Genomic DNA, 18,728 nt, shown 5'->3' on the forward strand with positions numbered 1-18,728 from the left:
GCGTACCTCGACCCCGGCGAGGACCCGCTGCGCCGGCGCCCGCAGCGGCAGGTCGCGCGCCCGCAGCCGCGGCAGCAGCAGCCCGCGCCCGGGTACGGCCATCCGCAGCAGTACGCGCCCCAGCGGCAGCAGTACGCGCCCGCGCCGCAGCAGCAGCCCCAGCGGTACGCGCCCGCACCGCAGCAGCCCCAGCAGCCGGCACCGCGTCCGGCGCGTGAGCCGCGTCCGCCGCGGCAGCGCAGTGCCAACCCGATGAAGATCCCGGGCCTCGGCTGTCTGAAGGGATGCCTGTTCACGATCGTCATCCTGTTCGTTGCCGGGTGGCTGATCTGGGAGTTCAGTCCGCTGCAGCACTGGCTCGGTGTGTCGAAGTCGTACTGGGCGCAGCTGAGCGACTGGTACCACTCCGTGACGAACGCGATCGGGAAGCTGGGCTCGAAGTCCAAGTAGCCGCCCGGCCAACGGGGCGGCGACTCTGGGGATTTGTCGACATCTGACGGGTGATTTCCGTCTCGGCGGTGAAGGTTGCGCCTCCGGACGCGTAGTTTTGTCGACCGGCGGGCCGGGGTCCGCGGCGTCAGCCGCTGATGCCACGCCCCGGTACGGCGCAGCGTCGGCACCACGCGTCCCCAGTAGGAGCAGTCTTGGCACGGAAGATCGGCAGCCGGTACACCGCGAACCAGATCCTGGGACGGGGCAGCGCCGGCACGGTGTGGCTGGGCGAGGGGCCGGACGGGCCCGTCGCCATCAAGCTGCTGCGCGAGGACCTCGCCTCCGACCAGGAGCTGGTGGGCCGCTTCGTCCAGGAGCGCACCGCGCTGCTCGGTCTCGACCACCCGAACGTGGTCTCGGTACGGGACCTGGTGGTCGACGGCAACGACCTCGCCCTGGTCATGGACCTGGTCAGGGGTACGGACCTGCGGACCCGCCTGGACCGGGAGCGGCGGCTGGCGCCCGAGGCGGCCGTGGCGATCGTTGCGGATGTGGCGGAAGGGCTGGCGGCGGCGCATGCGGCGGGAGTCGTGCACCGGGATGTGAAGCCGGAGAACGTGCTGCTGGACATGCAGGGGCCGCTGGGGCCGGGCGGCTCGCATCCGGCGCTGCTTACGGACTTCGGGGTGGCGAAGCTGATCGATTCGCCGCGCCGCACCCGGGCGACAAAGATCATCGGCACTCCGGACTACCTGGCGCCGGAGGTGGTCGAGGGCCTGCCGCCGAGGGCGGCGGTGGACATCTACGCGCTGGCGACGGTGCTGTACGAGCTGCTGGCGGGCTTCACGCCGTTCGGCGGCGGCCACCCGGGTGCGGTGCTGCGCCGTCATGTCACGGAGACCGTGGTCCCCCTCCCCGGTATCCCGGAGGAGCTCTGGCAGCTGATCGTGCAGTGTCTGGCGAAGGCGCCGGCGTCCCGGCTGCGGGCGTCGGAGCTGGCGTCACGGCTGCGGGAGCAGCTGCCGCTGCTGGCCGGGATGCCGCCGCTGGACGTGGACGAGCCGGACGCGGAGCAGGCGGAGGAACCGTACGAGGCGGCCGTGCCGGGGGAGCAGACGGAGGCACGGGCGCGCCGTGGGTCGGTGCCGCTGGTGCCTCCGGCGAAGCCCGACTCCAATCGGGACACGCACACGTCGATGCGGGTGCCGGGACCGGACGAGCTGGCGGGCGGCGCCCTCGGCACGGCGCGCGCGCCCCGCGCGACGGGCGCCCCACGTCCGGGCTCGGCCCGCCATCGCACGGCGGCCCGCCGCCGCCGGATCGCACTGGGCGTGGCGACGGCGGCGCTGCTGGCGGCGGTCGGGGTGGGTGCGTGGCTGGCGACATCGGGGGACGACGGCGGGCAGCCCTCCGACAACACGAAGAACTCGGCGCCGGCGTCGCCCTGAGCCGCCACAGAGGTTTTTCGCCCCCGCCGCCCCTACCCGTCCCATCCCCCAGGGGCTCCGCCCCTTCGACCCCACCAGGGGCTCCGCCCCTTCGACCCCACCAGGGGCTCCACCCCTGGACCCCGGCGGGGACTGCGTCCCCTGCACCCCTGGCGGGGCTTCACCCTTGAACCTCGCCGGGGCTGTGTCCCCTGCATCCCGGTGGGGGCTGTGTCCCCTGCGCCCTTCGCGGGACTCCGTCCCTGGACCCCGGCGGGGTTCCGCTCTGGCCCCCGGTGGGGCTCCGCCCCTGGACCCCGGCGGGGACTGCGTCCCCTGTACCTCTCCCGGGCCTCTGCCCCTGCACCCCGCTGGGACCTCGCCCCCAGACCCCGTTCGGGCCCCAGACCCCGTTCAGGGGCCCGCCCCCGGACCCCCGCTCCTCGAGCGCCGGAGGGGCTGCATTTGCCGTACCGGGCGGTTTTCCCCCGGCCCGGGGCTGAATGTTTCAGCCCGTCCGGCGTTTGAGGACGAGGCCGTCAGGCCGATATGGGGGTCTGGGGGCGGCAGCCCCCAGGGCGGTCACCTCGCCGCCGGGTGCCCCGGTAACCGGCGGTCACCCGGCATTGGCTTTCCGGCGGAGCCGTTACGCTGGATGCGTGGCAGTCGTCGATGTATCCGAAGAGCTCAAGTCCCTCTCCTCGACCATGGAGTCGATCGAGGCCGTTCTGGACCTCGGCAAAATGAGGGCAGACATCGCCGTGCTCGAGGAGCAGGCGGCCGCGCCGTCCCTCTGGGACAACCCGGACGAGGCGCAGAAGATCACCAGCAAGCTGTCCCACCTCCAGGCCGAGGTCAGGAAGGCGGAGGCGCTGCGCGGGCGGATCGACGACCTCGGTGTGCTCTTCGAGCTCGCCGAGGCCGAGGACGACCCGGACACCCGCGCCGAGGCCGAGGCCGAGCTCGTCGACGTCAAGAAGGCGCTGGACGAGATGGAGGTCCGGACGCTGCTCTCCGGCGAGTACGACGCGCGCGAGGCGCTCGTCAACATCCGTGCGGAGGCCGGTGGCGTCGACGCCGCCGACTTCGCCGAGAAGCTCCAGCGCATGTACCTGCGCTGGGCCGAGCAGCACGGCTACAAGACCGAGGTCTACGACACGTCGTACGCCGAAGAGGCCGGGATCAAGTCCACGACCTTTGCCGTCCAGGCGCCGTACGCCTACGGCACCCTCTCCGTCGAGCAGGGCACCCACCGGCTGGTCCGTATCTCCCCCTACGACAACCAGGGGCGGCGGCAGACCTCCTTCGCGGGTGTGGAGATCCTTCCCGTCGTCGAGCAGTCCGACCACGTCGAGATCGATGACGCCGACCTCCGGGTCGACGTGTTCCGCTCCTCCGGCCCCGGCGGCCAGGGCGTCAACACGACCGACTCCGCCGTGCGCATCACCCACCTCCCCACCGGCATCGTCGTCACCTGCCAGAACGAGCGGTCCCAGATCCAGAACCGGGCCTCCGCGATGAACGTCCTGCAGGCCAAGCTCCTCGAGCGGCGCCGGCAGGAGGAGCAGGCCAAGATGGACGCCCTCAAGGGCGACGGCGGCAACTCCTGGGGCAACCAGATGCGTTCGTACGTCCTGCACCCGTACCAGATGGTCAAGGACCTGCGGACCGAGTACGAAGTCGGCAACCCCGAGGCCGTGTTCAACGGCGAGATCGACGGGTTCATCGAGGCCGGGATTCGCTGGCGCAAGCAGCAGGAGAAGTAACACCGGGTACGAGCGGTCACACGGCCGCCGGAAAACGGTGCTTTGTCGACAAGGCAACTGCCCCCGAGTCAGGGGCAGTTGCCTTGTCTGTCTTTGATGCCTGGGTTTTACATCACACTCACAGTCCCGCCACTCCCGCAAAAGATCATTTAGTGGACATCGCGTACGCAACGACCTTGACGTTGCTGTGAAAACTCGGAAGGGTAAGCACGGCATGCGTATCTCTGGGGCGCATGTGAACCGGGGGGCTCCAGTACAGCCGTCCCCGACGCCGTGGCCCCGTGCGCTGCTCCAATGACGATCGGCTACTGGGGGTAGCAGGCAGATGACCAAGAAGACGCGGATCCGGGTGGCGCGGATAGCCGCCGGTGCGGTGATTGCCGCCGGCGCTTCGCTGACCGCCGCGGGTGCCGCTTCGGCGCTCGACATCAGCATCGGCGCGAGCGCCGGTGACAACGGCGTGGGCGTCGGGGTGAACGTCCGCGACGGCGGCGACGACCCGACCTCTCCTCCGCCCACCGAGACCGGTATCCCGACGGCTCCGGTGACCCCTCCGACCTCGGAGCCTCCGACCTCGGAGCCTCCGACCTCGGAGCCTCCGACCACGGAGCCTCCGACCTCTCCGGGGCCGACCGACCCGTCCCAGCCCACCGGCAACCCCACCGAGCCGACGGAGGGCCCGACCCACGGCAACGGCGGCGGGAACGGTAATGGGAACGGCAACGGCAACGGTGGCGGCGACAACACCAACCCCGATGGCGGCAACAGCCCGGTCCAGCAGGGCAAGGGCTCCTCGGTGCTGACCGACACCGGTTCGGACAGCTCCAACTCCGACACCTCCGCCCAGGGCAAGGGCGGCAAGCAGCTGGCCGAGACGGGTGCCGGTCAGACGGCGTTCCTGCTGGTCGGAGCCGCCACGATGATCGCCGGCGGTATCGGCTTCCGTGTGCTGCCGCGCCTTGTGAGCGGCCGCGGCGGGGCCGCTGCCTGATCAACGGGATCAACGGGAGCAGGCCTCATCCGGAGGCCCCCGACCCGTCCGCAGGCGTAAGAAACGCGTGAGAAGGGCCCGGGGCGTCATTCGCCCCGGGCCCTTCCCGTACGTCGTACGTCTGTTCCCGCTCTGCTACGCCGTCTGGTGCGCCAGCAGCGCAACCGCCGCGATCAGCACCGCCACGAGCACGATCAGCGCCGTCGGATTCAGCCCTGACCAGGGGTTTTCCTGCTGGAGTCGCTGTCGGCTGGCACGGCAGACGGGGCAGCGGCCCTCACTGACGGGCGCAGCGCAGTTCGCGCACACCAATCGGTCGTACGTCATGCGCCTCGCCCTCCTTGTGCCGCTTCCACGTACACAACGCTTACGGGAACGCACGCGTTCCCCACTCCACTGTGCCAGGTTCCGCGAGTCGCTGCGCGGGCTCGGCCGGCCAAGGCCCTCGGAGGGGCGGCTCGGTCCCCGGGTGTCGCGGGATGACGCTCCGGGGACATTCCTGCTCGGCAGGCATGGACAAAACGCGCAACTCACGCGCAACCCCGACCGGCGACTGCGCTCGTACACCCGCTTCGCGTATGGTCACGCTCACCTACCCCCAACGGCCCGTGGTGCATCCGTGATCCGATTCGACAACGTCTCCAAGGTCTACCCCAAGCAGAGCCGCCCTGCCCTCCGGGATGTCTCCCTCGAGGTCGAGAAGGGCGAGTTCGTCTTCCTCGTGGGGTCCTCCGGCTCCGGAAAGTCCACCTTCCTGCGGCTCATCCTCCGCGAGGAGCGGTGCAGCCAAGGCCAGGTGCACGTCCTGGGCAAGGACCTCGCACGCCTCTCCAACTGGAAGGTGCCGCAGATGCGCCGCCAGCTGGGGACGGTCTTCCAGGACTTCCGGCTCCTGCCGAACAAGACGGTCGCCGAGAACGTGGCCTTCGCCCAGGAAGTCATCGGCAAATCGCGCGGCGAGATCCGCAAATCCGTGCCCCAGGTGCTCGACCTCGTCGGGCTCGGCGGCAAGGAGGACCGGATGCCCGGCGAGCTGTCCGGTGGTGAGCAGCAACGCGTCGCCATCGCGAGGGCCTTCGTCAACCGGCCCAAGCTGCTGATCGCGGACGAGCCCACCGGCAACCTCGACCCGCAGACCTCCGTCGGCATCATGAAGCTGCTCGACCGGATCAACCGGACGGGCACGACCGTGGTGATGGCAACCCACGACCAGAACATCGTGGACCAGATGCGCAAGCGCGTCATCGAGCTGGAAAAGGGCCGCCTCGTCCGCGACCAGGCGCGTGGCGTCTACGGCTACCAGCACTGAGTTCCACGGAAAGGCTTAGCAGACGCCATGCGCGCGCAGTTCGTTCTGTCGGAGATCGGTGTCGGTCTCCGCCGCAATCTGACGATGACCTTCGCGGTGATCGTCTCGGTCGCCCTCTCCCTCGCCCTGTTCGGCGGCTCGCTCCTCATGAGTGACCAGGTGAACCAGATGAAGGGCTACTGGTACGACAAGGTCAACGTCTCGATCTTCCTCTGCAACAAGAGCGACGCGGAGTCCGACCCCAACTGCTCGAAGGGCGCGGTCACCGAGGAGCAGAAGAAGCAGATCCTCGACGACCTGAACAAGATGGGGTCCGTCGTCCAGAAGGTCACCTACGAGTCGCAGGACGAGGCGTACAAGCACTACAAGGAGCAGTTCGGCGACTCCCCGCTGGCCAGTTCGCTCACCCCGGACCAGATGCAGGAGTCGTACCGCATCAAGCTGAAGAACCCGGAGCAGTACCAGGTCATCGCGAGCGCCTTCAACGGCCGCGACGGCGTGCAGTCGGTGCAGGACCAGAAGGGCATCCTGGACAACCTCTTCGGTCTGCTGAACGGCATGAACTGGGCGGCGCGCGCGGTCATGGCGATGATGCTGATCGTCGCGCTGATGCTGATCGTCAACACCGTGCGCGTCTCGGCGTTCAGCCGTCGTCGTGAGACCGGCATCATGCGGCTCGTCGGTGCCTCCGGCTTCTACATCCAGGCGCCGTTCATCATGGAGGCCGCTGTCGCCGGGCTCATCGGCGGCACGGTCGCCTGTGGATTCCTGTTGATCGCCCGGTACTTCATCATCGACCACGGCCTGGACCTGTCCCACAAGCTGAATTTGATCAACTTCATCGGCTGGGACGCCGTGCTGACGAAGCTGCCGCTGATACTCGCCACCAGTCTGCTGATGCCGGCGCTTGCCGCATTCTTCGCGTTGCGCAAGTACCTGAAGGTGTGATGCATGCCAATGGGGGCGTACGGGCAACTTCCCGTACGCCCCCTTGCGTTGTCCTAGACTCACCCGCATGTCAGGCCGAGACCTGTTCTGTCAGCCCCGCCGCATCCGCCACGGGGCGGCCCTGACGTTGGTTTTCGCGAGCGTCCTCGCCACCGGCGCCGCGACCGGCTCGTTCGACGAATCCGTACGGTTTGCCCCCTCCGCCAAGGCGGCGGCCCCGGCCGGGAATCATGACGACGTCACCGAGGCGGCGGCGAAGGCGATGGCCGACGGCAAGTCCCCGATGGAGGCCGCCGAGCGCGCAGTCAGCCGCAGCGGCGACCGTTGGAGCGCCGTCTACTCCCAGGGCGAGTACCAGGAGTTCGAGGAGGCCCTCGACGGCGAGTACACCGGCGTCGGCCTGTCGGCCCGGCGTGAGAGCGACGGCCGGATCGAGGTGACATGGGTGCAGTCCGGCTCGCCCGCGGCCGCCGCCGGGATCCGCAGGGGTGACCGGCTGCGCACTGTCGACGGCGAGGATGTCGACGGCAGGCCCGTCACCGAGGTCGTCTCCCTGCTGCGCGGCGACGCCGACGACGCGGCCGCCGGTACCCGGGTCCGGCTCGGCATCCAGCGCGGCACCCACACCTGGAGCGAGGTTCTGCGCCGGGCACGGCTGTCCACGGACTCGGTGACCGTGCACCGCCTCGCCGGCGGCATCACCGTGATCAAGGTCGCCGCCTTCACCAAGGGCTCCGGGGACCTCGTACGGAGTGCCGTCGCCGCAGCGCCCAAGGGTGCCGGGATCGTCCTCGATCTGCGGGGCAACTCCGGCGGGCTGGTCATCGAGGCCGTCGCCGCCGCGTCCGCCTTCCTCGACGGCGGGCTCGTGGCGACGTACGACGTCAACGGTGACCAGCGCGCGCTGCACGCAGACCCGGGCGGCGACACCACCAGACCCCTGGTCGCGCTCGTCGACGGCGGCACGATGAGCGCGGCCGAGCTGCTCACCGGTGCCCTCCAGGACCGCGGCCGGGCGGTCGTCGTGGGCACCCGCACCTTCGGCAAGGGGTCGGTCCAGATGCCGAGCCGCCTCCCCGACGGCTCCGTGGCGGAACTGACCGTCGGGCACTACCGCACCCCCTCGGGCCGCAGCGTCGACGGCCGCGGCATCACCCCCGACCTGGAGGCCGACGGCGCGGCGCTGGCGCGGGCGGAGACCGTGCTGAGCGGCCTGGGTGACACCTCGTGATCCCTGGGTAATCGGCTTTCCCTTTCAGCCCCCACTGGTGCGAAAATGGCTGTCACTATGGCCAAGGGAATGTACGTACCGAAAGAGTCCCAGCAGAAGCAGGGGACGGCCGCCAAGTCCAAGGACGGCGAAAAGGGCGGCAAGCGCAAGATCGTTGCGCAGAACAAGAAGGCGCGCCACGACTACGCGATCATCGACACCTACGAGGCGGGTCTCGTCCTGTCCGGCACCGAGGTGAAGTCGCTGCGGCAGGGGCGGGCCTCGCTCGTCGACGGCTTCGTGCAGATCGACGGGCGCGAAGCGTGGCTGCACAACGCCCACATTCCCGAGTACAGCCAGGGCACCTGGACCAACCATGCCGTGCGCCGCAAGCGCAAGCTGCTGCTGCACCGCGAGGAGATCGACAAGCTGGAGGCGAAGTCCCAGGAGACGGGTCACACGATCGTGCCCCTCGCGCTGTACTTCAAGGACGGCCGGGCCAAGGCCGAGATCGCCCTCGCACGGGGCAAGAAGGAGTACGACAAGCGGCAGACGCTGCGTGAGCAGCAGGACCGCCGGGAGTCGGACCGCGCCATCGCGGCGGCGAAGCGCCGACAGCGGGGCGTGTAGCGGCGGGGAATGAGGTGGCATCGGCGTGCGTTGGTCACGTAGGATGTCACTGCACCTCACAGCGGGTGCACGCCCTCCTCGGGGGGTTGAAAAAACAACATGGGGATGATCGGTTTCGACAGCGGCTGTCGAAGCAGGGGAAGCGTGTCGAGGAAGCGGCCATGATCTCGCAAACCACAGGCCGAAAAAAATAATCGCCACTGTTAAGAGCGATTCTCCCGAGCGTTTCGCCCTCGCTGCCTGATAAGTAGCGACGCGAAACCCTCCTGAATGGGAGTGTCAGCCCGGGCTTGTTCCCGACCCGGATCCTGGCATCAGCTAGGGGACTAAACCTTGATCCCGGTCACGGGGTGAAGAGGGAAACCAAACAGTGACTGGGCCCGTCGGAGACTTGTCCGCGTGATCTCCGGGGCCGAGAAAAGCGCAGCGGACTGCACACGGAGAAGCCCTGGTTCCGCACCGTTGGACGCGGGTTCGATTCCCGCCATCTCCACGAGTTGGAGGTGGACCGTGCTCGCGAACAGCGCGAGCCCGGTCCACCTCGTCGTTGGTCTGGGGCATGGCCCCCAGACCCCCGCATCCCATGTGGGCGAGGCCCTGTTGCTCTTGAGCAACAGGGCCTTTGTCGTTGGTGCGCGGGGGCGTACGGGCGGGTCCCGGGAGGTCGTGATTCGGCCAACTTGCGCGGCACTGCGGCCCCATTGCCCTCGATCTTCACAAGCGCCACACATGTTCCACCCAGTCTCCTCATGCGGGGCCGACGGCGGTTTTCGGCCACGCCCTTTCGTAAAACTCTTTCCCAGCAGCTGTTTGACATGTCTATGGTGACCGTCGCGCCGGGCGGACCTGACCCTCCGCCACCGCGCCTCAGCCCGCGGCCGGGGGGACCGCCGTGACGCCTGCCTCCACCGACGGGCATTTCCGCCCGCCCTTTTCACGAGTCTTCGATCCGGCGGATCCCGACTGACCCCACAAAGGACCCACCTGCCCATGTTCCTGCTCCGCCTCCTCCCCCCGCTGCCCCGCGAGATATCCCTCGCCGTCGTCGGGCTGCTCTTCGGTCTGTTCCTGGCCGTGCAGGGTGCGTTTCAGGCCTATGCGGAGGCGACCGGAGTCCCCGGCACGGTCACCATCACCGAGTGCACGCCCGCGACCGGCGGCTTGAGCGACCTGTGGCAGGACGGCTGGGCCTGCGAGGGCTCGTTCGCCGCCACCGACCACAGCGTCAACATCAGCAGCGTCGCCGTCGACGGGGTCATCGAGACCCGTCCCGCCGACGGCACCCTGCCCGCCCTCGTCGACGGGTCGGGCGACCACACCGCCACCCGCAACGGCTCCGGCAGCTGGAAGATTCCGACCCTCACCGGCGTCGTCATCCTCGCCTTCACCGCCTGGCGGATCCGCACGGTCAGAGCCATGCTTCGCCGGCGCCGAGTTGTGCGGGCCGCCGACTCGGGTGGCCTGACCCCCGGGCCGGTGAACGAAGGAAGCAGCGCGGGGAGAGAGATGACGTCGGAGCAGGACAAGCCGCACTACGTGGCGCCCGCGAAGGAGCCGAACGCCTGGGGGCAGGCCGTCGCGGCCGTGGCGGTGGTTGGGGCCCTCGGTGTCGCTCTGTGGATGGGCGGGGAGACGTCGTCCTCGAACAGCGCCCCGTCGCCTGCCAGGTGCTCGGGCGGGGAGCCCGAGAAGGCGCCGCGGGATTCCGGGAAGGCGCCTCGGCACGTCTCCGGGGCGCAGCTGTGCAAGGCGCTGAACCGTCCCGACCTCGCTGAACTGCTCGGAACCCCGGGGGAGACCGTGAAAACCGCCGACGGCAGCGGCGGCTCCCTCAAGCTTGCGGGCGGCAAGGAGATCGACACTCCCTCGGCCCAGGTCGAGTTCAGGACCTACAACGTGACGCTGTCGGCCACCTACGACCGTCTTCCGGTGGCCACATCCGCGGCGCTTCTGGGGGACGACGCGCGCCCGCGGACGGTTCTGGGGCGCCCGGCGGTCTTCTACTCGGACCGCACCATCAGCATCCGCTTCCGCCTCGACGGGAGCGACGCCACCAGCGGTCCCGGCGTCCCGGCCCGCGTCCTCACCGTGGCCCAGGACAAAAAGGACAGTGGCGGCTCCTTCGAGGTGACCCTGTGGCGCACGGACGGCGGGGTGCCGGACGACGCGGTGCTGCTCCGCGTCGCCGAGAAGGTGCTGCCGACGGTCCCCGGGTGGGCCGCCCCGTACTCGGCCGACCGGGCCGGCTGAAACGTTCTGACCGCGGTTGCGCGATGGCTGCGGCTGGATGAGGACGCGGGCTCTCACCAGCGACAACGAGGCTCGCCCGTACACCTGGCACTTGATGGTCTTGATCGGTGAACGCGGAGAAGTCTCCGTCGTACCCTGCCGAGAGCGGCCTCGACAGTCGGTACAGGCGGGGCATGCCGGTCAGAGAAAGGTCACCTGCATGATGTAGAGCCGTTCATGGCGGGGGACGATCAGATAGTTGAAAAAGCCTCCGGGCACGTGGGCGAAGCCTCCGTTCGGTCCTTCTCCCTGATACGTAGTGCCGTCGAGATAGAACGCTGCCGCGGCGCGGACCAGTTCGTCGGCCTTCTTCTCGACCTCGGCGATGAACGCGGGAGGGGCACCGCCCGCGACATGCTGCTCGTCCGGGTCGTACTCCCATTGCCAGGTCACGTGGACACCGCCCGCAGGGCCTCCGCTTCGACGGCGGCCAGGTCGTTCATGCCGGATCGGAATGCGGGGTCGTCCTTACTGTTTGTGCCGTGCACGGTGGCCAGCGCGGCGCGGTAGCGGGCAGACAGGTCAGGGCGTCGTTCGATCTCGACCTGTGCGTGCCAGTGGGTGAGCCAGTGCTGGAGATGGCCGATCTTTCCATCGGCGATGGCGGCGGCGAGAGCTTGTTCCTTGTGCCGCTCCATGTCGCTGAGCCGGTGGGGAGCGACGCGGGCGAGTGCGACACGGACGGCCTCGGGGGTTCGTTCGGGCCGAGGGATCAGCTCCTGCCCGTGATCAGGCTGGGTGGTCACGCGAGGCTCCTTCGTTATGTGCTCCCTGCTGCCTACGGTACTGGCGGGGCGGGGCAACGGCACCGGATTCACTGCTGACGTCGCGGGGCTGTCGTCGTACCAGCGGCGTGTCGGCATTGGCGCCGACGCCCTGTGAACGGAGCAGACTCAGCGTGAACGCCGACGGAGTTCCGCGGCACCTTCTGTCCGCTACCAGGGGCTACGACGTGGGAACCTGCAGTTCGAACCAGACCGTCTTGCCGATGCCGCCGGGGCGGGGCTCGGCGCCCCACTTGTCCGCCAATGCCTCCACGAGGGTCAGGCCCCGGCCGCCCTCGTCGTCCGGAGATGCCTCGCGGGGCGTGGGCAGCGTGTCGTTCGCGTCCGTCACCGAGACATGCAGGCGGTCCGCCTCCAGGATGCAACGGGCCCGGATCTCGCGTCCCGGCGGGACCTTCGCGTGGCGGTACGCGTTCGTCATCAGCTCGCTGAGCAAAAGTACGGCCGTTTCCGTCACCTCGTTGGGGAGCTTCCAGGACGTGGCCTGTTCGCGGAGGAGGGTTCGGGCTCGGCCCACGCTGCGGGCGTGGCGAGGCAGGCGCCACTCGATGTCCTTGGGGAGCGCGGAGGGGGAGGTCCGGGGAGCGGAGTCCGTGGGCGGCGTCGGCATGCGCGGGCGGTTCCTTGAGTGTGATTCACCGTCATTTACCGAGATCAGGCTGGTGGTTCGCGCGTAGCCTCGGGAGTAGCGGAGCGGGTACACAGCGTGCTTGTACACGGTGTGTTGCGGCGGAAGGCGGGTGGGCGCGTGGCTTCCGGGGAGTCCCAGCAGGCGCAGCAGAACTGGCGGTACTGCGGTGGCCAGGTGAAGTTGTGGCGGGAGGAGGCAGGGGTCAGCCGTCAGGCGCTGGCTGATGAGGTCGGGTACGACTACGAGTACGTCAAGTCGATGGAGTGCGGGAGACGGCGGCCGACGCTCCGGTTATTGCAGGTCGCGGATCAGATGTGCGGGGCGCGGGGGAAGTTGGTGGCCGGGCATGAGTTTCTGAAGCCGGAGGCGTTCCCTCAGCGGACACAGCAGTACGTGTTGGTGGAGGAGGAGGCGATCACCCTGTACTCGTACGCGGCCATGTTCATTCCTGGCCTGCTACAGACCAAGGAGTACGCCCACGAGCTGATCAGCAACAGCTGCCCTCCGCTTGACGAGGAGACGATCGAGGAGCGCGTCGCGGCTCGGCTGAAGCGCCAGGAACTGCTGACCAGGAAACCTTTGGCGCACTTCAGCTTTGTGATCCACGAGGCCGCGCTCCGCGCGATGGTCGGCGACCGGGAGGTCATGTGCAGGCAGCTCAACCGCCTGTTGGAGGCGGGGAGACTGCGGAACGTGTCCGTCCAGGTCCTGCCATTCGCGTCGGCTCCCCCTGTGGCGCTCGGCGGCCCGCTGGTCCTCGTAGAAACGAAGGAGCACGAGCACTACGCCTACGTTGAGGGGCAGGAGACGGGAGCGCTTTACGCTGATGCCGACAAGCTCAACGCCTTGACGCAACGCCATGGCATGATCCGCATGCAGGCGCTTAACGTCGAAGAGTCTGCTCGGTTCATCACGAAGGTGGCGGAGGAGTTATGAGCGCTGAGCTGTCGTGGTTCAAGTCCAGCTACAGCGACGACCAGGGCGGCGAATGCATAGAAATTGCCGCCTGCCCCCACACCATCCACATCCGCGACTCGAAGCTCGGAGCTCGAAGCCCCCGCTTCGCCGTCCCCCTGGACGCCTGGGCCGCCTTCGTCGCGTACGCCGCCCGCGAGGCCTGAGCCCCGGGCTCCGAGCCTCGGGGCGTGCCTCGATCCGCACGCCCCAACCCATCTGAACCGGTCACTGCCCTCCACAAAAAAGCCATGTCTTGTGCTCAGTTGATACACGGATCTATCGTGGCCGCCGTGCCCGGCGGAGACGACCACTCCGTCAGTGTGCACATCGACCAGCGACCGGGGGGACACCGTCGCTAACGGGGAGGGGTACTTCGTCATGCCGCGATTTCTGGCGCATCTGAGCCGTACCGAGTCCTGACCGACTCGCGGCACTTCCACCTCTTCGGACGGGCACCCCCGCCTGCCCTCTTCACGAAGAACGGATGTTCTTTTGCGTTCCAGACGTTTCAGGCGTTCCAGACGTTCCATATCAGGCCCGCTCCTCGCCCTCGCCGTCCTGACCACCCTCGCCGCCCGGCCGGATCTGATCGGCCGGCCCATCGACAGCAGCCCCGTGGCCGACAGCTACGACGGCTTCGACGCCACGGCCGCCGAGCAGTTGCGGCAGGACCAGTGCCTGATGGCCGATGCGCTGCGCCTCGGCGGTCCGGCCATGTTCGGCACCGCGCAGGACGCCCTCAACCAGACCCCGGACAAGCTGCACACGGCGGCGAACCGGGAGTACTGGAAGGACACCCCCCTGTCCAAGGCGTTCGACCAGGACAAGGCCGCCGCCGACAAGGAAGGGTCGGCGCTCCACGACCACGTCACGGACTGGCAGGCGCCGCTCGACGGTCTGTCCACGCCTGCGGGATTCACCGAGACCGGGTTCCACTGGCCCCCGGGGGCCGGCGGGCAGGGCGACAACTTCTTCGACCAGACCGGCATCACCAAGTGGATCTGGGCCCAGTTCTGGAAGGACGAGGGCGACTTCTACCAGGACCCGACCCCGAAGGCCGACGACGCCACGGTCAAGGCCCTCAAGGACCTCGGTACCCCGCTCTACGGCAAGGACCCGGACCCGTCGCTCCCCAATCCGCAGTGGCAGCAGGCGTTTGCCGAGCACCAGGCGTGGGACAACCTGGTGAACTGGTCCCTGGAGCCGACAGGCGCCGACAACGCCCGTCTCTTCCTGTCGTCCGGCGGGTTCGCGCGTACCGCGCCCGACCCGGACAGCCTTGAGTTCCGGCTCGGGGTGGAGGACCTGAAGTCCCGGTTCGCGGCCTGTGCGTGGCGCACCCCGGTCGACCCGGACAAGGTCCTCGGCAAGGAGGTCGCCGCCGCGTCCGCCGAGTGGCAGCAGGAGATCGCCGGGCAGACCACGCAGCGCAACCAGATCCTCGGCGCCAACCGCGACGCCACCAAGGCCCTCGCCGCCGGCTCCAAGGCGCTGGGCGAGATGCTCGGCCAGTCCTGGATCGCCGACCACCTGGCCCGCTGGCAGGATTACTGGTCCGCGGGCGGTCCCGGCTGGATCGGCGACAGCCCGATGGTCATCCACGCGCACGGCGCGTCCGACAAGTGCCTCGAAGCGCAGGGAGGCAAGAAGGACAACGGCACGCCGGTGCAGATCTACACCTGCAACGGCACCGCGGGCCAGAAGTGGCAGATCCGCGGCGACGCGCTGGTCAACGTGAACTCCGGCAAGTGCCTGGACGTGAAGGGCTCCGGCACGGCGAACGGGACCGCGGTGCAGCTCTTGACGTGCAGCAGCAGCGGCGCCCAGAAGTGGGACTACGGCACGCACGGGACGACACGGCTGTACAACGCGGCCACCGGCAACTGCCTGGACCTGCAGACGTACGACAACGGTCGCGACGCGCGGATGTGGGACTGCAAGGGCACCGATCCGCAGAAGTTCGACGTCACCCCGTCCGGGCACAACGGCACCGACAGCCTGAGCTACCCGACGAAGGCTCAGTTCGACAAGGCGAAGAAGGGCGTCACGGACGCCCAGACCGAGGCGAAGAAGCAGCTCGACCTGATCAAGGCCCAGGCCACCGCGGCGAAGAAGGCCGCCACCGACACGGACACCGCCGAGCAGGCCGCGTACGCGATCGCAGACGCGGCGGGTGCCCCCAGGGGCCGTGCGCTGCTGGTCGGACAGCAGAAGGCCCAGGTGACGAAGGCGTCGTCGGCGGCGTTGGACGCGCTGTCGAAGGCCGGTGACACCGCTTACGCGGCAACGCGCGCCTCCGCGGGAGACAGCGAGACCATCGCGGCCCGTGCCCTGACGCAGGCCGCGGCGTCGAAGGCCGCGTTCCGTACGGCCGCTGCGCAGGAGGCCAACGCGCAGGCGAAGGCGGCTGCCGACGCCGCCGCGGTGCAGGCGAAGAACGCCAAGGACGCCCGGGACACCGCCCTGGCCAAGCTCGCCGAGACACAGAAGGCCGAGGCGGACGCCAAGGCGGCGGCTGCCACGGCGCACGCCAAGCGCCTTGACGCGGAGGCGGAAGAGGCGACGGCGAAGGCGGAGAAGGAGACCGCCGCCGCCAAGCAGGCCGAGGCCGCCGAGCACAAGAAGAACGCCGAGGGCTACGCGCAGACGGCCAAGGCCGCCGAGGACAAGGCGGAGGCCGCCGCGTCCACCGCGAGTGACAGGCGCAAGGACGCCGAAGCGGCCCGGGACGAGGCGAAAGCCAAGCGGGATGACGCGTGGGACGCCAAGCAAAAGGCGAACGCCGCACGCGCCAAGGCCGACGCGAAGGACGCCTACGCCGACGCCCACGAGTCCGACGCCAACGCCAAGGACGCCCGCGCGGCGGCGGACGACGCCGACAAGGCCGCCGACGATGCCGAGTCGGCCGCGACGTCGGCCGACTCCGAGGCGGACGCGGCGACCCAGGCGGCTGCCGACGCCGACGCGGCGGCGACACGCGCCGAAGCGGCGGCCAAGCGGGCCCGCTCCGATGCCGACGACGCCAAGGCCGCGAAGCTGAGGGCGGACGCGGACGTGCGTACGGCGACCAGCGCGGCGGCGGACGCCATCAAGGCCTCCCAGACCGCGGCCACCGCCGCACGCACCGCGGTCAAGCTGGCCGACGACGCCGAGAAGGACGCCGCCAACGCCAAGACCCAGGCCGACGCGGCCAAGGCCGAGGCCGCCAAGGCCGTCGCCGGCGCGACCGACGCGGCCGGGCACGCGTACATCACCGCGCAGGCAGCGGAGGACGCCCGTAACTCCGCCCAGCAGGTGGCGGCCCCGGCGAACGACGCGATCCAGCTCGGCTCCCCGTACGTCACCACCGACTCCGCCGCAGGTCTTGTGGTCCTGACGGGCCAGTCGTCGAAGACGATCGCCGAGCAGCAGCAGGCCGTGGCCGAGGCGCACGCCGCGAACGCCCAGAAGGCCGCCGACCAGGCGCAGAGCCTGGCCAACGCGGCGACCGGCGACGCGAAGGCCGCGTACACCATCGCCGCCGAGGCCGCAGGACACGCGGCGGACGCCCGCAAGTCGGCGAAGGAGGCGCTGGGTTACGCCGCTGAGGCGGCGAAGGCGGCGGCGGACGCGCAGAAGTCGCTGGCCAACACCATCGAGTACGACAGGCAGGCCACCGAGGACTCCGACGCCGCCGACAAGGCCGCAGGACGTGCCGAGGGCTATGCCAAGGACGCCCGCGACTCCGCCGACCAGGCGGAACTGGACGCCGAAGCCGCCCGTACCGCCGCCTCCGAGGCCGAACAGGCGGCCAAGGACGCCCGTGCGGCGGCCGACCGCGCCGACGCCGACGCCACCGCGGCCGAACAGGCGGCGAAGGACGCCCAGAAGTACGCGGACCAGGCGCAGGAGGCGTACAAGGAGGCGCAGCAGAACGACGCCAACAAGCAGGTGCAGACCGGCGCGGCGACCGGTGTCGGAGGGGTGTTCTCCGTCATCGACGACATCAAGCAGCACGGTGATCCGGAACAGCTCCCCAACGAGTGCCACGGCATCGACTGCAACACGCTGGTGTTCGTGGCGCACTTCGACGCGGTGGTCAGCTACTACCTGTGCACCAACCCCGACGTGCCCGCCACGGAGGCCGGCTGCCCCGCCGAGGACACGGTCTTCCTCAAGACGGTGACGGTCCCGAATCTGACCAAGACCGTCAAGGTCTCCGCGTGGGATGTGACCGTGGATGTCTGGAAGGGCATCTACAAGTCGATCATCGGTGACTTCACCGGCTGCTACCACAAGTTCAACGGCGACGGCAGCGGCAGCTACGGCGACTGCGCCTGGGCCGCCACCTGGCTCCCGCTCGGCGGCCCGCTCGGGAAGATCGCCGAGGCGATTCGCGCCGTGGACGCCGCGATGCGCACCGGAGTCGGAGTTTCCGACGCCCTGAAGGCGCTGAGGGCACTGGACGTGGACGCCCAGGCGCTGGCCGACATCGAGCGAACCGTGGACGCCTACGAGGAGGCGCGCACAGCGTGCCCGCTCAACAGCTTCCCCGGCACCACCGAGGTCGTCCTGGCCGACGGCAGCCGCAAGCCGCTCCGTGACGTACGGACCGGAGACCTCCTGCTGTCCGCCGACCCGGCGACCGGACGCACGCAGGGCGAGCCGGTCACGCGTACCTTCCACCACACCGCCGTCGACCTGGTCGATGTGACCCTGGCGGACGGCGGACGCCTCACCAGCACACCCGGACACCGGTTCTTCGTCACCGGCCGCGGCTGGACCCTGGCCTCCGACCTGCGGCCGGGCGACGGCCTGCGCACCCCGGACGGCACCCTCCGCACCGTGGCCGCGCTGCTCGACCGGAACGACAAAACGCCCCGGACCGTGTACGACCTGACCGTGTCGGGCCTGCACACCTTCTACGCGGTGGCGGGCGGTACCCCGGTCCTGGTCCACAACTGCAACAACCTCGTGGGTGACGAGACCGACTTCCCCGGACAGGCGCACACCCTCGACGAGCACGTGCGCCCCGACAAGGCGAGGGCGATGGACCTGGCCGCCGAGAAGACGGCGAAAAACAACGGTAGGCGCACGCCGAACAGCGTGTGGATCAATCAGGAGAAGGCTCAGGAGATCGTCAACTTCGCGCTGAAGGACCAGGCCAGCAGGATCAGCAGGTGGCTGCGGGAGAACAAGACGAATGAAGTGAGCTGGACGGGTAACTTCGGTCCGCGGGACTCCTCCCTCGGCACGGTGTACTGGGCGGACGGGGCCGAGAAGGCCGCCGGCAACCGGTTCTTCATCAAGCTCGTGAGAGCGCCGGGGCACAAGAGTGGCTATTACGTGCAAACGTGCTTCCCGATGTAAGGAG

General features: G+C 69.3%; 15 protein-coding genes, 1 other RNA gene and 1 pseudogene. 13 read left to right on the forward strand and 4 right to left on the reverse strand.

Annotated elements, in window-relative coordinates; all coding sequences use genetic code 11:
• The 4 genes and pseudogenes from ABT186_RS25540 to ABT186_RS25555 all read left to right on the forward strand — a co-directional run.
• Window positions 1–450: pseudogene (locus tag ABT186_RS25540) on the forward strand (serine/threonine protein kinase); the annotation flags it as partial.
• A 194-nt stretch (window positions 451–644) separates the two neighbouring features.
• The gene (locus ABT186_RS25545) at window positions 645–1,880 is read left to right on the forward strand and encodes a serine/threonine-protein kinase (RefSeq protein WP_351222109.1); all 1,236 of its coding nucleotides are present in this window, start codon (window positions 645–647) and stop codon (window positions 1,878–1,880) included.
• Between the two features lie 638 nt (window positions 1,881–2,518).
• The gene (gene prfB / locus ABT186_RS25550; RefSeq protein ID WP_351222107.1) at window positions 2,519–3,625 is read left to right on the forward strand and encodes a peptide chain release factor 2; all 1,107 of its coding nucleotides are present in this window, start codon (window positions 2,519–2,521) and stop codon (window positions 3,623–3,625) included.
• 325 nt (window positions 3,626–3,950) lie between these two features.
• On the forward strand, window positions 3,951–4,616 hold the full coding sequence (locus tag ABT186_RS25555) for a hypothetical protein (protein ID WP_351926984.1): 666 nt from the start codon (window positions 3,951–3,953) through the stop codon (window positions 4,614–4,616).
• A 135-nt stretch (window positions 4,617–4,751) separates the two neighbouring features.
• Here ABT186_RS25555 and ABT186_RS25560 read toward each other — a convergent pair whose 3' ends face one another.
• The gene (locus ABT186_RS25560; protein WP_351222103.1) at window positions 4,752–4,943 is read right to left on the reverse strand and encodes a hypothetical protein; all 192 of its coding nucleotides are present in this window, start codon (window positions 4,941–4,943) and stop codon (window positions 4,752–4,754) included.
• Window positions 4,944–5,235: 292 nt separating this feature from the next.
• Between ABT186_RS25560 and ftsE the strand changes: the two genes are divergently transcribed.
• The 6 genes from ftsE to ABT186_RS25590 all read left to right on the forward strand — a co-directional run bounded on the left by ftsE (window position 5,236) and on the right by ABT186_RS25590 (window position 10,963).
• On the forward strand, window positions 5,236–5,925 hold the full coding sequence (ftsE, locus tag ABT186_RS25565) for a cell division ATP-binding protein FtsE (protein WP_351222101.1): 690 nt from the start codon (window positions 5,236–5,238) through the stop codon (window positions 5,923–5,925).
• A 27-nt stretch (window positions 5,926–5,952) separates the two neighbouring features.
• Complete coding sequence (ftsX, locus tag ABT186_RS25570; RefSeq protein ID WP_351222099.1) at window positions 5,953–6,873, forward strand: permease-like cell division protein FtsX; 921 nt, start codon at window positions 5,953–5,955, stop codon at window positions 6,871–6,873.
• Window positions 6,874–6,940: 67 nt separating this feature from the next.
• Window positions 6,941–8,104 (forward strand): S41 family peptidase, encoded by a 1,164-nt coding sequence (locus ABT186_RS25575; RefSeq protein ID WP_351926986.1) that lies wholly within the window; start codon window positions 6,941–6,943, stop codon window positions 8,102–8,104.
• 69 nt (window positions 8,105–8,173) lie between these two features.
• Window positions 8,174–8,713: an SsrA-binding protein SmpB gene (gene smpB, locus ABT186_RS25580; RefSeq protein ID WP_351222095.1), complete on the forward strand. Its 540-nt coding sequence runs from the start codon at window positions 8,174–8,176 to the stop codon at window positions 8,711–8,713.
• Window positions 8,714–8,814: 101 nt separating this feature from the next.
• Window positions 8,815–9,209, forward strand: a transfer-messenger RNA (tmRNA) gene (ssrA, locus tag ABT186_RS25585).
• 494 nt (window positions 9,210–9,703) lie between these two features.
• Window positions 9,704–10,963 carry a DUF6215 domain-containing protein gene (locus ABT186_RS25590; RefSeq protein WP_351222093.1) on the forward strand — a complete coding sequence of 420 codons (1,260 nt, stop codon included), beginning with the start codon at window positions 9,704–9,706 and terminating at the stop codon, window positions 10,961–10,963.
• A gap of 180 nt (window positions 10,964–11,143) precedes the next feature.
• Here the strand turns inward: ABT186_RS25590 and ABT186_RS25595 are convergent, their stop codons facing one another.
• From ABT186_RS25595 to ABT186_RS25605, 3 genes are all read right to left on the reverse strand, one after another.
• Window positions 11,144–11,395 (reverse strand): hypothetical protein, encoded by a 252-nt coding sequence (locus tag ABT186_RS25595; RefSeq protein WP_351926988.1) that lies wholly within the window; start codon window positions 11,393–11,395, stop codon window positions 11,144–11,146.
• A complete protein-coding gene (locus ABT186_RS25600; RefSeq protein WP_351926990.1) occupies window positions 11,392–11,748 on the reverse strand; it encodes a hypothetical protein in 357 nt (118 codons plus the stop codon). Before ABT186_RS25600 ends, ABT186_RS25595 begins: the two co-directional genes overlap by 4 nt.
• A gap of 199 nt (window positions 11,749–11,947) precedes the next feature.
• Window positions 11,948–12,397 carry an ATP-binding protein gene (locus tag ABT186_RS25605; protein ID WP_351926992.1) on the reverse strand — a complete coding sequence of 150 codons (450 nt, stop codon included), beginning with the start codon at window positions 12,395–12,397 and terminating at the stop codon, window positions 11,948–11,950.
• A 138-nt stretch (window positions 12,398–12,535) separates the two neighbouring features.
• Here ABT186_RS25605 and ABT186_RS25610 point away from each other — a divergent pair, with 138 nt between their 5' ends.
• From ABT186_RS25610 to ABT186_RS25620, 3 genes are all read left to right on the forward strand, one after another.
• Complete coding sequence (locus tag ABT186_RS25610) at window positions 12,536–13,354, forward strand: helix-turn-helix domain-containing protein (RefSeq protein WP_351926994.1); 819 nt, start codon at window positions 12,536–12,538, stop codon at window positions 13,352–13,354.
• Window positions 13,351–13,539 (forward strand): DUF397 domain-containing protein, encoded by a 189-nt coding sequence (locus ABT186_RS25615; protein WP_351926996.1) that lies wholly within the window; start codon window positions 13,351–13,353, stop codon window positions 13,537–13,539. The genes ABT186_RS25610 and ABT186_RS25615 overlap by 4 nt, the downstream gene beginning before the upstream one ends.
• Window positions 13,540–14,056: 517 nt before the next feature.
• A complete protein-coding gene (locus ABT186_RS25620; RefSeq protein ID WP_502973324.1) occupies window positions 14,057–18,724 on the forward strand; it encodes a ricin-type beta-trefoil lectin domain protein in 4,668 nt (1,555 codons plus the stop codon).
• Window positions 18,725–18,728 lie beyond the last annotated feature (4 nt).

Origin of the sequence: Streptomyces sp. NPDC001634 (genome assembly GCF_040298185.1) — a bacterium.
GTDB lineage: Bacteria > Actinomycetota > Actinomycetes > Streptomycetales > Streptomycetaceae > Streptomyces.